This window comes from Natrinema limicola JCM 13563, from assembly GCF_000337475.1.
In the GTDB taxonomy this organism is placed as follows: domain Archaea; phylum Halobacteriota; class Halobacteria; order Halobacteriales; family Natrialbaceae; genus Natrinema; species Natrinema limicola.
In genome coordinates, this window is the sequence record NZ_AOIT01000034.1 from 181,660 (window position 1) to 195,066 (window position 13,407).

Genomic DNA, 13,407 nt, shown 5'->3' on the forward strand with positions numbered 1-13,407 from the left:
AATATAAACCCACCGCCGTCTGCGTCGCCAGTCACGCTCGTCGGCCACTCTCTGTCGATCGTCGCTCAATACGGGCTGATCCGACCGCTGTCGTTTTGTCTACCCGCCACCTTCATCCGGTGTGCAAAACGTGACCGACAGGACGAGCAACCCGTTCGGACTCGAGCCACCCTTTGACCGCTCCGATCCCGACGATCGACCAGCGGTCTTCGGCTACGGTGACGCCAACGCCGATTTTCACGTGATCGGTGACTATCCCGGCGTCCACGGCGGCGAATCCACTGGCATTCCGTTTACCGAAACCGAGAGCGGACACGCGATTCAGGACGTCCTTCGGGCAGTTGGCTTCGCCAGCGGCCCACGCGACGAACCCGTCCTCGAGAACTGCTTTCTGAGCTACATCCACATGTGTAGCCTGCCCGACGGGGACGTGCCGACCGACGAGGACTACGCGACCCTCGAGCGCTTTTTCGACGCCGAACTGCGCGCGATCAACGCCCACATCCTCCTGCCCGTCGGTGCTCGCGCGACCGATCACGTCCTTCGAGAGTATACGACCCAGCGACGGCGATTCGACCTCGAGATGGACGAACTTCACGCCACCGACATCCGCGGCCGCGGCTTTCTGGTCGTCCCGATCAAAGACCCCGTCGAGTGGTACGACGACGATCGTGAGGCAATCATTTCGCAACTCGAGGCGATTCTCGACAGCGACTACCGCCAGACGAAAGGTGTCGCGACGACCGTCGGCTAAGACTCCGTTTTCGGCGCGAAGACGAGCAGCGCCGCACTTGCCGTGAGCGCGTGCGGCGAGATATCTTGGTCGCCGTCGAAGCGGACGGCATCGCCCTGCTCGAGCTCGTAGCTGTCGTTCCCGAGCGTGAGCTCGAGTGTGCCGTCCAGAACGTAGAGGACAACGTTCGACTCCGGATGGCGGTGTTTCGGCATGCGTTGGTCCGCCTCGAGCTGAAGGCGAACCGTTCGTGGCGCGTCGACGTCGAACACCTCGGCGTGTGGCGTCGACTCGAGTGCGCCTATCGACGTGATCTCTGGCATGGGTGTACTGTGACGACTCGCCCACTTATATGTCGGGCCGAACAGGTTCGATGCGGCGGATATCGACGGCCGTGTCCCTCGATACGCCGCCGTAGACGATGGGACTCTCGGACCGCATCAGCCGATACCGCGACCTGTCGGCGAGTGTCGAACGAACTGGCTCGGGGCTGCCGGCGAGAACGCGGGAAACACTGATCGGCGTCGACAGATACACGTTCCATGATGGACGTTATCAATCCTGCAACTGGCGAGCGAGCGGATACGATCGAAGCGCATACCGAATCCGATGTCGAGGCGGCCCTCGAGCGGGCGTCGGCGGCGTTCGAGACGTGGCAAGATGAGCCGATCCGCAAACGGGAGGAACTGCTCGCAGCAGCCGGGGATGTCCTCCGTGAGAACAAACGCGAGTACGCGGAGACGATGACTCGCGAGATGGGCAAACCGATCTCGCAGGCGATCGCCGAGGTCGAGAAGTGTGCGTGGGTCTGTGATCACTACGCGGAACACGGAAGCGCCTATCTCGAGGCCGATTCCCATGCGAGCCCGCCGGGGTCGGATGTCAAGACCGTCTACGATCCGCTCGGCCCGATTCTGGCGGTGATGCCGTGGAACTTCCCGTTCTGGCAGGTGTTTCGATTCGCAGCACCGCATCTCACGTCGGGTAACGTCGGACTGCTCAAGCACGCCTCGAACGTCCCCGGCTGTGCACAGGCCATCGAGGAGGTGTTTCGGCAGGCTGGCTATCCCGACGGCGTCTTCCAGTCGTTGCTGATCCCTTCCGATCTGGTCGACGATATCATCGAGGACGAGCGCGTCAAAGCCGCGACGGTCACTGGAAGCGGTCCGGCAGGCCGGGCAGTCGCTTCGACGGCTGGCGACCAACTCAAGAAATCGGTCCTCGAACTCGGAGGCAGCGATCCTTTCATCATCCTCGACGACGCCGACATCGACGACGCGGCCGAAACCGGCGCGTGGGCGCGCAACCAGAACGGCGGCCAGTCCTGTATCGCCGGCAAGCGATTCCTCGTCCACACCGACGTCTACGACGAATTCCTCGAGCGGTTCGTCGACGAGATCGAGTCACTCACCGTCGGCGATCCGACCGACGAGGCGACCGACATCGGCCCACAGGCCAGAGCGGATCTCATGGACGACCTCCACGAACAGGTCGAAGCGAGCGTCGAGGCTGGTGCTGACGTGCTCACGGGCGGCGAGCCGATGGACCGCAAGGGTGCATACTATCCGCCGACCGTGCTGACCGACATCCCCGAGGGCTGTCCGGCCGACAGCGAGGAGACGTTCGGCCCCGTCGCCGCCGTCTACGAGCTTGACGACGAGGCAGCGATCGTCGCGAAGGCAACCGACACGGAATTCGGACTCGGCGCGAGCATCTGGACGACCGACCGCGAGCGCGGCCGGCGGCTCGCACGCGAAATCGACGCTGGCTGTGTCTACGTCAACCAACTCGTCAAATCCGATCCGCGAGTACCGTTCGGTGGCGTCAAGGCATCGGGCTACGGCCGCGAACTCGCGCGAGAAGGGATGCTCGAGTTCGTCAACCGAAAGACCGTCTGGGTCGAGTAAGCGAGATACCAACCACGAAACCAACCGTCGATCAACCGGGACTCAGTCCGCCAGTCCGCTCAGATCGGATCTGCCCGAACCGTTCCGTGTCGGTTCCGCGTCGGTGAGTTGGTGACGATCCGACGCGGCGAGTTCGTACCGGCGGCTGCCGACCGACCGGATGTCGCCCTGATCACAGAGGCGATCGCACGCTTGCTCGACTGTCAGCGGATGCTCGTCGATCATCCCGGCGAGATCGACGGCAGACAGCGGCCCCTCGTTGGCGAGGGCCCTCAGAACCTCTCGCTCGAGTTGTTGTCCAAACATCTATCGATCACGGGCTGTCCCGTTCGGTTCCAGCCGCGGTCGGTCGTCGTTTCGAACCGTGAGCGTGCAGTTACCGGTTTCGTCACGCAGCCTTGCCAGGGTCCGTGGGTTGGTCCTCGCTCGTGGTGTGCCGTCAGTCGGTATCCGGGTCATTGGGGTGCGGTCGCCGGAGTCTTGCTCCGGTCGGATCCTGCTCTCGCTCGAAAAAGAGCGGAGCGACAGTATCAACGACTGGCGGATTCTCATGCCGTGGGAACCGTCGACACCGTTCTTGCCTGTGACTCCATGGCTAGCTTCTCGAGGCAAACACGTTTATTCGCGCCGAGATGACCCACTGATAGATGGATCGCGACGAGGAGCATCCCGTGGATGGACGGACCGGAGACGCTGCGGTGACCGACGACCGCGTCGAACTCGGCCTGGCGTTGCTCGCACGACTCGAGCACGAATCGCTCTCGCTCGCTGCAGTCATCGATCGAATCGAGACGATCACGAGCGATCCGACGGTCACGCGAACGATCCTCGATCAGGCCGAACTCCGCGGGCTAATCGAGCGCGAGGATGGGATCGTCCGCCCGAAGAGCAGCCAGTACGTCAGTTTCGACCAGGACGTCATCACGAAAGAGGGTGAGTTTACCTGCAAACGCTGTGGCTCCGGGCTGTCGACCGGCTATTTCATCAACCTCGAGGCCGGCGAACTCGGTCCCTTCGGCTCCTCGTGTATTCGCAAAGTGACCGGCCGAGAGTGAGTTATCCCGTTTCCTGTCACTGATTCCCAGTGTGCCCACACAGGGCGGCCGCGGCCGGCCGGCACTGACTGCCAGCAGACCGTATCAAGACTGCACCGGTCGCTGCCGCCATGTGTTACCGGCCTTGCCGAAGTTCTGCGATCAACTGCTCGATCGTCTCCCCTTGCTGTTCGATGATCTCGTTTTGCCGCTCGACTGCTGCCTCGAGTGCCTCGAGGCGCTCTATGAGTTCGGGATCGGGCTCGGTCGTGACTGGCTCGGCTCGTCGCGCAGGGTCGTCGGTGCCGTCCACCGTGTCCGCCTCGCCGGTCTCCTCGAAGAACGAGTCGGCGGTTGCAGCCGTTGCCGCGCTGTCGCTGTCGTCGCGGGTTGCCGTCTCCGCTCCCGACTGTGCCCACTGAGCCTGCACGCCATCGTTCGTGTTCGACTGTCGTCCAGCGCTGGCAGTTGCAGTCCCGTCGGACTCGCTGTCGGCGAGTGGATCAGTCGACTGGGCATCAGCGCGATTGCGTGCCGGTGTGTCGCGGTCGCCGTCGTCCGGGTCTGGCGGGTCGGCATCGAGCGGGTCGACGCCACCGCCGAAATCGACCGACGCCTCGCGACTGGCATCGTCGTCGTCCTCGCCGACCGTCTCGTTGAGCTCCTCGAGCGAGCTGACGTCGTGATACTCGAACAGCGCGCGTTTGAGCCGCTCTCGGAGATCGTTTGCCTCCTCGTTGGGGGCTTTGATCCGCTCGGGGCGGCCGTCGACGGTGAGGACGATTTGGGTCGCGACGCTCCCGTCTTCGAAGTCGAGGTTCGTCACGTCCTCGAACCGATACTCCTCGTAGTCTTCGTCCCAGACCGCGCCCCCGATGTGTTTGACGAGTCGCTCGCTCGTGATGATCAGAGTCAGCTCGCTAAAGCGGTAGGTCTTGACGACCGTCTCGCCCGGGTCGGTGATCCCGTTGCCGCTTAACACACCGGCGAGGACGGGATGGAGGACCTCGTCGGTCACGCTCGAGGGAACTGTAAACGCGTGTTCTCCCTCGAGAGCGTACTCGAGAGTGAACTTCGTCTTGCGCCGGCCTTCCGAGAGGGTCAGCCGGTCGGCGTCATGTGGGTAGTCGTCGGCCGATTCGTCGCTCAGGAGGCCATCAGAACGATAGACGATGGTCCGCGTCGGCGTAATGAAAAGCTCGTCGTCGCCGCCGAGGGAGACGCGTGCCGCGATCTCCTCGCCGTCGAGAGTAGCGGTGACGATACCAGGAACGCTCATGCTCCGGAGTTAGTAACACCATGTGATAAATCCGTGGGTCCACGTTGCACGGCGGATCAGAATGAGAAGCTTAAAGAAATAGACCCCACTACTCCTAATCGAGCCCGGGTGGCTTAGCTGGACATAGCGCCGCACTCATAGGGTTCAGAGATTCGGTGCGGTTTCGCCTTGGAAGCCTCCGTGTCCCTCGAGGACTGCCGAGCCTCGAACCTGGGACATGCGGAGATCGAGGGTTCGGAGCCCTCCCCGGGCATTTTCAACGACGCCACGAGTCAAAGACGAGTAGCAATGCCGAGAAAGCGGAGACCCCGTCGGTATGAAGTTCTCCAGTAGTCCCGAGACACTTCGACCCGAACTGAAGCTGCGCGCCACCAATCAGAAGCCGGTCGCGACTTCGTGGCTGTCCCCACAGGTGACGGCCGCACGCATGCGACCGGCGTCACGTCGTTCTGTCCGGCAGTATCAGTAGCTCGATTCCGATTGTGAGAGAACGACCACCGAGGATCAAGTGAGTGACTAACGAAGTCTTCGTATGAACATTGGGATCATCTTGGAGACGAACGACCCTGAGCGCATCTGGAACGCGTTCCGGTTCGCGAATACAGCGCTCGAGGCGGACCATCTGGTCGAGGTCTTTCTCCTCGGTGATGGTGTCGAGGCACCGGACCTCGAGCATGAGAAATTCAATCCGCATGGTGTGATGCGCAAGTACACCCAGAACGGCGGAGACCTCTTCGCCTGTGGGACGTGTCTCGATTCCCGTGATCTCGAGGCGGACGACCTCAGACCGCGGGCCACGATGGACGAGTATCTTCGAATCGTCGAGGACGCCGAAAAAGTGCTCACGATCGGGTAACTGAAGCTACGTTCGGAGTGACGGCGCCCGGTCAGTCGGCCGCCTGCTCAGTCTGCCGGGTTCGTTCGACCTCTAATGGGTCTGCTGTTGAGGTCGCGGTGACCAGTCGCAGGAACTGACCCGCGTTCGTGAGAAGTTTGTTCTCGGCTTTCCGAAGGTGTTCTTCGTACGTCGAGCGTGCGACGGCGGTCTGCTCGGCTAGTTCACGAAGTGACGTCTTCCGGGGCTGTTCGTAGTAGCCGCGTTCCAGTGCCAGTCGAAGTGCGGCTAGCTGTCGCTCAGTGACGTCGTCGAACAGTTGATCGACCGGGGCGAGCATGCTGTGAGGGATCTGCTGTTCCGTGATCGCCGTTTTCGAAAGCACTTCGATATCGCGATCGTCTTCCAAATCCTGTAGCAATGCGCGGACGTCGCTCTCATCGAACGCGATTACGGTGTAGTGTTCCCAGCCTTGTCGATGAACTGTCGGCGGCTGGTACAGACAATTGTACTGCTCAAACCGATCGATAATCGAGTCCTCTAACGAACAGAGACAAGACTGCGTAACGACGTGGAGACCAGAGTCGTCAACTGACTTGTGGAGAAGTGTTCCTATTTGATCGATCTCCTCGAGGAGTTCATCGGCTGGCGATTCTGGCGAGGTGAGCTCGATCACTTGGCAGTCGCTCAGGTACCACTCGCGGATCGTGAGATCCGGATAGTGTTCCGAAATTTCTCGATACGGACACTCGTGTTTGACCCGGAACGAAGCCTCGTACAGACCCATAGCGGTTATTTGGCCTGGTACGGATTAACAGTGCCGGTCATGTCCGGCAGCACCTATATTCTAATACTTCTCATATGGGTGCATACTGATGTCTGAGCGTTGTCCCGGCGAACTCGGCTATGGGGAATTCGTCCAGGAACTCGCGTCAGCTATCCCGGACCATCCGCTGAACTCGAGTGTGTCAAGCGAGCGAACGTGGTGCAAGAATCCGTCCCCGACGACGAACTGGCTGAACTGGAACTGGGCCCGAACAACTGCACAGCGGAGTGATCTATGAGTACGGAAACTGAACTCAAACAGGGCATCCGCGAGCATCTTGGACAGTTCTCGCTCCACGTCCTCCTGGTATTTGCCACCGGGCTGACCATCGGATCCGAACGCGCCGTTGTGCCCGTCCTCGGCCGTGACGTACTCGGCGTCGAGTCGCTGTTCGTCATCGGCTCGTTCGTCGTCTCGTTCGGCTTCGTCAAAGGACTCCTGAACCTCTACGCCGGCAAGTGGGGCGGTGAATACGGCCGCAAGCCCGTGCTCGTCCTCGGGTGGCTGACTGCACTGCCGATCCCGGTCATCCTCATCTTTGCGCCGAGCTGGGGCTGGATCACCGTCGGGAACATCCTGTTAGGCGTCAACCAGGCGTTGACCTGGAGTATGGCGATCAACGCCAAGATTGACCTTGCAGGCCCCGAGCAACGAGGGTTAGCCGTGGGTATCGACGAGGCGTTCGGATACAGCGGCGTCGCCGTCGGTGCCTGGGTCACGGGTATCATCGCTGCCCGAACGAGTCTCCGGCCTGAGCCGTTCTACTTCCTCGCTGCCGTCGTCGTGCTGGCGTTCCTGATCTCGATCTTCCTCATCAAGGAGACAGTCCAGTTCGCGGAGGTAGAAGTTGATGATGACGACCACCACGATGCGAACCTCCCGTTCGGCGAGGTGCTAAAGCGGGCAACCTACGGCGACAAGACGCTGTTTGCCGCGGCACAGGCGGGTCACATCGAGAAATTCGTCGATACGCTGTTCTGGCTTGCCGTCCCACTATATCTCACGAGCCAAGGCCTCGGAATCGCAGCGGCCGGGTTCATCGTCGGCATCCACAGCGCGATGTACTTCCTCCAGATCGCGACCGGTGGACTCGCGGACCGGATCGGTCGCCGTCCGCCCGTCGTCGTCGGAATGTTCCTCACCGGCGCGGGCGTCCTCGGGATGGTACTCGTCGACGGGTATCTCCCGTGGGCCGTCCTCTCCGGTGTGTCCGGCCTCGGAATGGCGTTGCTGTACCCGAACCTGATGACCGTTCCCGGCGACGCTGCCCACCCGACGTGGCGTGCAACCGGGATGGGCGTCTACCGGATGTGGCGTGACTCGGGCTACGGCGTCGGCGCAATCCTGATCGGACTCTCGATGGAGTTCGTGAACGCCGAAGCCGCCTTCTATCTGACTGCCGCTCTGATGTTCGTCTCCGGGGCGATCGTCTACATCTGGATGGAAGAAACCCATCCCGACTTCGGGACGCACGAGCCGCCTGCACCTGCTCCTGAGCACTCAGGTCAGACGCTTCCTCAAGACTAACTTCGGTTGCTCCGGACGGGTTCCCGACCCATCTACACTAGTTAGTGAGGGAGAGTGCCCCGCCCCACCGCGCGCGGGGTACTTCACGCTGTGTACGATCTGTTCAAGCTGTGTGTATCGAACGCACTCTCTCAGCACGCTCTCGACATCTGACCGCTATTCAACAACGCAGACTCGAGTCGGTCGCTGAGAACACCGCCGCGCAGTAACGCGGCAGCACGGACAGAAGGGTATGCAGGAGCTCCACTCTGTCCAACTGAACCCTCAGCAGGCGATGCGGATAACACCACCGACACGGACTCGAGCAGGCTCTGCAGCCCCAACACGAGCGACCCCCGAAACGAACGTCTCGTCGATTGCTCTCGGTGGTATCGACGTGTCAGCTAAAACCCGTTTGTCAGCTGCAGGTGCCGTCTCACAACCGGATATGCGACCGTCGGGACGAAACAATCGACACCGCATGACAGAACTATCGATCAACACTCGGGCTCAGCTTCGCTCCTCGTCGGAGAGATGCCACGGACTCTCGACGTCGGTGGGGCTCTCGTCCGTTGCGAGCGGGACGGTCTCGTACAGCTGCTCGAGATGATCCATGGTGTAGTCGACCGCATAGCGTTCGACGGCCGCTCTGGTATCGCGGTCGGTCGCTAGACAGGTCTCGATGGCCTCGACCATCGACTCACGGTCGCCGTAGGTGAACCGTTCGCCGTTGTCGGCTCCGATAGTCCGATCGAACGGCGCGACGTCGGCGGCAGCGACGGGCGTCCCGCAGGCGTTGGCCTCGAGCGTCGAGAGGCCGAGCGTGTCGGCGGTCGAAGCCGTGACGAACGTATCGATCGAGGAGTAGAAGACGGGCAACTCCTCGCGGGGGAGAAAGTCACGGATCTCGACGTTGTCCGGGGCCGCACGCTCGAGGGAGTCGCGGTACGGGCCGTCGCCGACGATGACGAAGTCGTACTCCGGCAGTGCCTCGGCGGCCCGAAGGATCTCGCTGACGTTTTTCTCCATGCTGAGCCGGCCACTGTAGCCGACGACCGTTCGGTCGGGGTACCAGTCTTCCGCGGTCGGCTGGAAGAAGTCCATGTCGATCCCGACTGGCAACTGGACGTGTTCGACATCGCGGTCGATCCGCTCGGTCGAGGCGGTGACGATATCGAAACTCCCGAGGAAGCTGTTTTCGACCGGCACATAGAGGTTCGAGAGTAGCCCCGCGACCGACTCGAGTTTGATGCTCTGATGGAAGTATTCCTCGAGTGGCGTGTGGTGGGTGTAGATCGCCGGGAGGTCGTGTTTCCAGGCGTAGTAGCGGCCGAGAATTCCGATCGGTGCGGGTCCGTGACAGTGGACGACGTCGAGGTCGGGCAGCGTCGACGGCCGTCGGGTCAGCGGGATTCGATAGCCGGCATAGAAGGGGTTCGGCATCGAGGTCACCGGAATCTCGCGGTCGCCGGGTTCGTAGTCGCCGTCCGGGTAGACGACGTACACCTCGTGGCCTTTCCGTTCCAATTGTTCGCGCCAGAGTTTGATCGTATACGTTACGCCATCGATCTCGGGAAAGTAACTGTCCGTAAAGAACCCGATCTTCATTCAGACCACCTCCTCGTACAACGACTGATACTGGTTCGCAACCGCCTCGAGCGAAAATTCCTCGCTGCGGTCGGCCGCGTTCGATCCGAGTCGCTCCCGGAGCTCCGGATCGCGGAGCCGCTCGAGGGCTGCCTCGAAGCCGTCGACGCCCGATCCCGAAACTTTCAGGCTGTCCTCGCCGTCCTCGAGCCACGAGAACGTCTCGATGTCGCGGACGAGCACCGGTTTGCCGGCAGCCATCGCCTCGAGCAACGCGATCCCTTCGTTTTCCTCGTGGGTGGGGAAACAGAAGATGTCGCCCGCTGCGTACGCGCCGCGAATGTCGTCGACGTAGCCGGTGAACGTACAGTTGTCCGGCGCGTTCTCGATCAGCGCCGTCGTCTCTCGGCCCTTCAAGGAGAGATCCAGCGGGCCGAACCAGGCAAAATCCAGGTCGGGCAGCCGGCGGGCCAGTTCGACGAACGTTTTGAGCCCCTTGCGCTTGATGACGTGGCCGACGAGGAAAACGGTCGGCGACTCGAGGTCGTACCGATCACGATACTCGTCCTCGAGCGATTGGAACCCCGCGAGTTTCGACCGATCGACGCCGTTCGAGACGACTGTCGTCGGCACATCGGTGTACGTCTCGATCAGGTCCTGGTTGTACTCGGACGGACAGACGAGCGCGTCGGCCAGCCCGTAGGCCCACTCGAGATACGGCTTGAGCGGCTTCGCGAGGGCGTTCGTGAACCGAAAACTGTCGCCGAAGTCCTCGGCGGTCACGTGCGTATTCGCGATGACGGGCACGCCGTTCGATTGCGCCTGCCGTGCATACCAGACCGACCGCGGTCCCATGAGATTACAGTGGAAGACGTCGGCCTCGAGCGTCGGGTCGGTCGTGTAGGTCAGGTCCAGTCGATCCAGCATTTTCCGCTGGTGGACGACCGACTCGTGGATGCCGCCGGTGACGTGGGATTCGAGTTCGAAGTAGTGACTGATTTTCATACCTGACTCTCCTGTACCGGGCGCTGGTTACCGTTGGCGATGCGAGACCGCCGCGGTGAGTCGACGGCCGGTGTCTTCGCCCCTGTTCGATCGCGGTGTCACTCGACTTCGAGCCACGGCACTTCCATGAGTGCCGGGATGTGCGTCTCGATGTGGTGTTCCCAGACGCCCTCCTCGCCGAAGGCTTCGCCGTGGTCTGCGGTCACGATGACGGTACCGTCGAGGTCGTCGACGATGTCGGCGACGGATTCGAGGGCGATCCGCAGGTTCTCCTCGTAGAGGGCCATCGCTGCCTCGCGCGTGCCGTTCGTGACGACCTCGGTGGGATCGAGCTCAAGCCACAGGCCCGCCTTCTGTGCGAGTTCGCTGCCCTCGAGTTTGTCCTCGACTTTCGGGCGGATCGTATCGCCGAGCGAGGCGAGCGCACCGCCACCGCCGTCGTCGCTTTCTTCGGCTTCCTCCTGTTTCCGGATTCCTTTCTGGATCTGTTTGAGCTTCTGGCCCTTGCCGCGAGCGAGGTAGGGTGCGTGGGGCTGCATGTAGTGTAGCACCGTCCGATCGGCCGCTTCGACGGCGTCCTGATTGTCGTAGAACGCCTCTGCGAGACTGTCCGGTGGAACTGTGCCGAGGTCGTCGTCCCACCCCGACTTCCACACGTCGAAGACGTTGCTGATGTGATTTGAGGCCGACCACTCGTAGTCACAACTGGCTCCCCACTTGAGTTCGTTCAACGGGATTCCGAGGTCGTTGATAAACGGATTCCCAGAGAAGTACGCGATGTCGTGTTCCTCGGTGAAGGTCCGATAGGCCCATTCCGGTGTCGACGAGCCGACACTCCAGCGCTTTTCCAGCGTCCCGTCGAGATATTCGTCGTAGACCTCGCTGAACACGTCGTACCGACACGCATCCAGCACGAGACAGTAGTCCCACTCCGACTCGAGGAAGTGCTGGTCGTCCATTAGTTGCGACTATCTTTCGAACCAACCTATGTATTCTTGTTGGTTCCGGGAAAGTCACTAAAACAGCACTTTCCGGACCTGTAAGCCGCGATACCGTCGGACAACGTCACGCCGGATCGACGTCTCACTCGAGGTAGCCGAGCTCCCGGAGCCGGTCGCGGGTTTCCTCGTCGGCCTCCTCGAGGGCATCGACGTCGTCGGTGTCGGTCTCGGACGGATCGTCCCACGCGCCGCCGACGTTTGCCTCGAAGCGGGCGAGTGCCTGCTCGGTCGCAGCGACGACGTCGTCGTCGGCCGGCTCGACCGGCGACTTCTCGTCGGGATCCTCGTCGAGACGGTAGCCCTCATCGGGGATTCGATCCGCGCGAACGTACTTTGCGTCGGTGCTTCGGGCGGCACGGAGCCGTGAGTACGCGCGGTGGTCGTCGGGCAGGTCGATCCCGGCCTCGCTGGCTTTCTCCTCTAGGTGGTGCAGTTCGATGACCGGCTGGGCGTACTCGACGAACGCGTAGTCGTTCGCGTCGTCGCCCTCGAGGATCGCCTGCTGCCCAGCATCGGGATCGGCAGCCCCGTCGAAGGCGCGGTACTCGTCGGCGAGCAGCGAGCGGGTCGGGTCGCGAGCGACGGCACCAGCGGTATCGCCGCCCATACCGACCGTCTCGGGATCGACATCCAGTGTGTCCAGCACGGTGTGATAGCAGTCGAGCAACTCGACGAGGTCGTCACGACGGTCGGCCTCGAGGTCGGGGTGTTTGACCAGCAGCGGGACGTTGATGAGCTGATCGTAGAGGGCGAATTCGTGGCCGTAAAGGTCGTGTTCGCCGTGGAGTTCGCCGTGGTCGGCTGCAACGATGACGGTGGTGTCTTCCCACTGCCCGGTTTCGCGCAGCCAGTCGAACAACCGGCCGAGTTCGGCGTCCATGTGGGCGATTTCTGCGTCGTAAAGCCCGCGGATCGCCTCCCACTCATCGTCGTCGATGGCTCGCGCACCGGAGTTGAATTCCTTGGAGTTCTGGCAGACATCGTCGGGGTCGACGCCGGGAGCGAACTCCTCGCGGTATTCCTCGGGCGGGTAATACGGGAGGTGGGCGTCCATTAGGTTGACGAACGCGAACCAGCCCTCGTCGCTGTCGCTGTCGTCGATAAACGACTTCGTGCGGTCGATGACCGACGGTGTCTTCGAGTCGGCACTCTCGCCGCTGGCGAGTTTGGAGTGCGCCATCGCGCCGAGGTGGACGAGCTTCGATGCCAGATCGCGGAGGTAGTCGTTGTCATTGATCGCCTGCCACGCGCTCGCGAGCGGCCCCGAGAGGACGTCGCCGGGCAGCACCTCGAAAAAGGAGTCCTGTGCGTCGAAGCCGTCGGTAAGGCCGGTGTAGGGGGTAATCCAGGCGTTCGAGGAGTAACAGGCCGTGTCGTACCCGGCCGCCGACAGGACGGACGCGAGGGTCGTATCGCCGTCGAGATACGGACTGCCCTGATCGGCCCCGTGCTGGCTCGGATACTGGCCGGTAAACAGCGAGGCGTGAACCGGCAGCGTCCACGGCGCAGGTGCGATCGCCGATTCGAAGACAGTCGCTTCCTCGGCGAACCGCGAGAGTTCTGGCGTCGTCGCTCGCTCGTATCCATACGGCTCGAGACGATCCTTCCGGACCGTATCCAGAACGACGAAGAGGACGTTCGACTGGCGAGTCCTGTTCATTACTGGCCACACTTCGCTCCACGCAAATAAATCG

General features: G+C 62.1%; 13 protein-coding genes, 1 tRNA gene and 1 pseudogene. 7 read left to right on the forward strand and 8 right to left on the reverse strand.

Translation table 11 applies throughout. The features are described from left to right. The first annotated feature begins 121 nt into the window (after positions 1 to 121). On the forward strand, positions 122 to 754 hold the full coding sequence (locus C476_RS09100; protein WP_008012141.1) for a uracil-DNA glycosylase family protein: 633 nt from the start codon (positions 122 to 124) through the stop codon (positions 752 to 754). On the opposite strand, the gene C476_RS09105 is transcribed toward C476_RS09100, so the two are convergent. Then, positions 751 to 1,056: a cupin domain-containing protein gene (locus C476_RS09105; protein WP_008012143.1), complete on the reverse strand. Its 306-nt coding sequence runs from the start codon at positions 1,054 to 1,056 to the stop codon at positions 751 to 753. The genes C476_RS09100 and C476_RS09105 overlap by 4 nt on opposite strands. Before the next feature lie 222 nt (positions 1,057 to 1,278). On the opposite strand from C476_RS09105, the gene C476_RS09115 reads away from it, so the two are divergent. Beyond that, positions 1,279 to 2,640, forward strand: a complete 1,362-nt coding sequence (locus tag C476_RS09115; RefSeq protein WP_008012148.1) for an NAD-dependent succinate-semialdehyde dehydrogenase — start codon at positions 1,279 to 1,281, stop codon at positions 2,638 to 2,640. Between the two features lie 42 nt (positions 2,641 to 2,682). On the opposite strand, the gene C476_RS09120 is transcribed toward C476_RS09115, so the two are convergent. Beyond that, positions 2,683 to 2,946 carry a helix-turn-helix domain-containing protein gene (locus tag C476_RS09120; protein ID WP_008012150.1) on the reverse strand — a complete coding sequence of 88 codons (264 nt, stop codon included), beginning with the start codon at positions 2,944 to 2,946 and terminating at the stop codon, positions 2,683 to 2,685. A gap of 341 nt (positions 2,947 to 3,287) precedes the next feature. Here C476_RS09120 and C476_RS09125 point away from each other — a divergent pair, with 341 nt between their 5' ends. Beyond that, on the forward strand, positions 3,288 to 3,695 hold the full coding sequence (locus C476_RS09125) for a DUF5830 family protein (RefSeq protein WP_008012151.1): 408 nt from the start codon (positions 3,288 to 3,290) through the stop codon (positions 3,693 to 3,695). 115 nt (positions 3,696 to 3,810) lie between these two features. Here C476_RS09125 and C476_RS09130 read toward each other — a convergent pair whose 3' ends face one another. Beyond that, positions 3,811 to 4,953 carry a DUF7115 domain-containing protein gene (locus tag C476_RS09130; protein WP_008012153.1) on the reverse strand — a complete coding sequence of 381 codons (1,143 nt, stop codon included), beginning with the start codon at positions 4,951 to 4,953 and terminating at the stop codon, positions 3,811 to 3,813. 102 nt (positions 4,954 to 5,055) lie between these two features. Here C476_RS09130 and C476_RS09135 point away from each other — a divergent pair. Then, positions 5,056 to 5,206: transfer RNA gene (locus tag C476_RS09135), tRNA-Met, on the forward strand. Between the two features lie 279 nt (positions 5,207 to 5,485). Next, positions 5,486 to 5,809 carry a DsrE family protein gene (locus C476_RS09140; protein ID WP_008012156.1) on the forward strand — a complete coding sequence of 108 codons (324 nt, stop codon included), beginning with the start codon at positions 5,486 to 5,488 and terminating at the stop codon, positions 5,807 to 5,809. 31 nt (positions 5,810 to 5,840) lie between these two features. Here C476_RS09140 and C476_RS09145 read toward each other — a convergent pair whose 3' ends face one another. Beyond that, positions 5,841 to 6,575 carry a helix-turn-helix domain-containing protein gene (locus C476_RS09145; protein WP_008012158.1) on the reverse strand — a complete coding sequence of 245 codons (735 nt, stop codon included), beginning with the start codon at positions 6,573 to 6,575 and terminating at the stop codon, positions 5,841 to 5,843. A 127-nt stretch (positions 6,576 to 6,702) separates the two neighbouring features. Between C476_RS09145 and C476_RS19805 the strand changes: the two are divergent. Next, a pseudogene (locus tag C476_RS19805) lies at positions 6,703 to 6,845 on the forward strand (MBL fold metallo-hydrolase); the annotation flags it as partial. A 3-nt stretch (positions 6,846 to 6,848) separates the two neighbouring features. Next, the gene (locus C476_RS09150) at positions 6,849 to 8,141 is read left to right on the forward strand and encodes an MFS transporter (protein ID WP_008012160.1); all 1,293 of its coding nucleotides are present in this window, start codon (positions 6,849 to 6,851) and stop codon (positions 8,139 to 8,141) included. Positions 8,142 to 8,630: 489 nt separating this feature from the next. On the opposite strand, the gene C476_RS09155 is transcribed toward C476_RS09150, so the two are convergent. From C476_RS09155 to C476_RS09170, 4 genes are all read right to left on the reverse strand, one after another. Then, positions 8,631 to 9,728 (reverse strand): glycosyltransferase, encoded by a 1,098-nt coding sequence (locus C476_RS09155; protein WP_008012162.1) that lies wholly within the window; start codon positions 9,726 to 9,728, stop codon positions 8,631 to 8,633. Continuing rightward, on the reverse strand, positions 9,729 to 10,712 hold the full coding sequence (locus C476_RS09160; protein ID WP_008012163.1) for a glycosyltransferase family 4 protein: 984 nt from the start codon (positions 10,710 to 10,712) through the stop codon (positions 9,729 to 9,731). Positions 10,713 to 10,810: 98 nt separating this feature from the next. Then, positions 10,811 to 11,671 (reverse strand): hypothetical protein, encoded by an 861-nt coding sequence (locus tag C476_RS09165; protein ID WP_008012165.1) that lies wholly within the window; start codon positions 11,669 to 11,671, stop codon positions 10,811 to 10,813. A gap of 124 nt (positions 11,672 to 11,795) precedes the next feature. After that, positions 11,796 to 13,373 carry a sulfatase gene (locus tag C476_RS09170; RefSeq protein WP_008012167.1) on the reverse strand — a complete coding sequence of 526 codons (1,578 nt, stop codon included), beginning with the start codon at positions 13,371 to 13,373 and terminating at the stop codon, positions 11,796 to 11,798. Between the last annotated feature and the right edge of the window lie 34 nt (positions 13,374 to 13,407).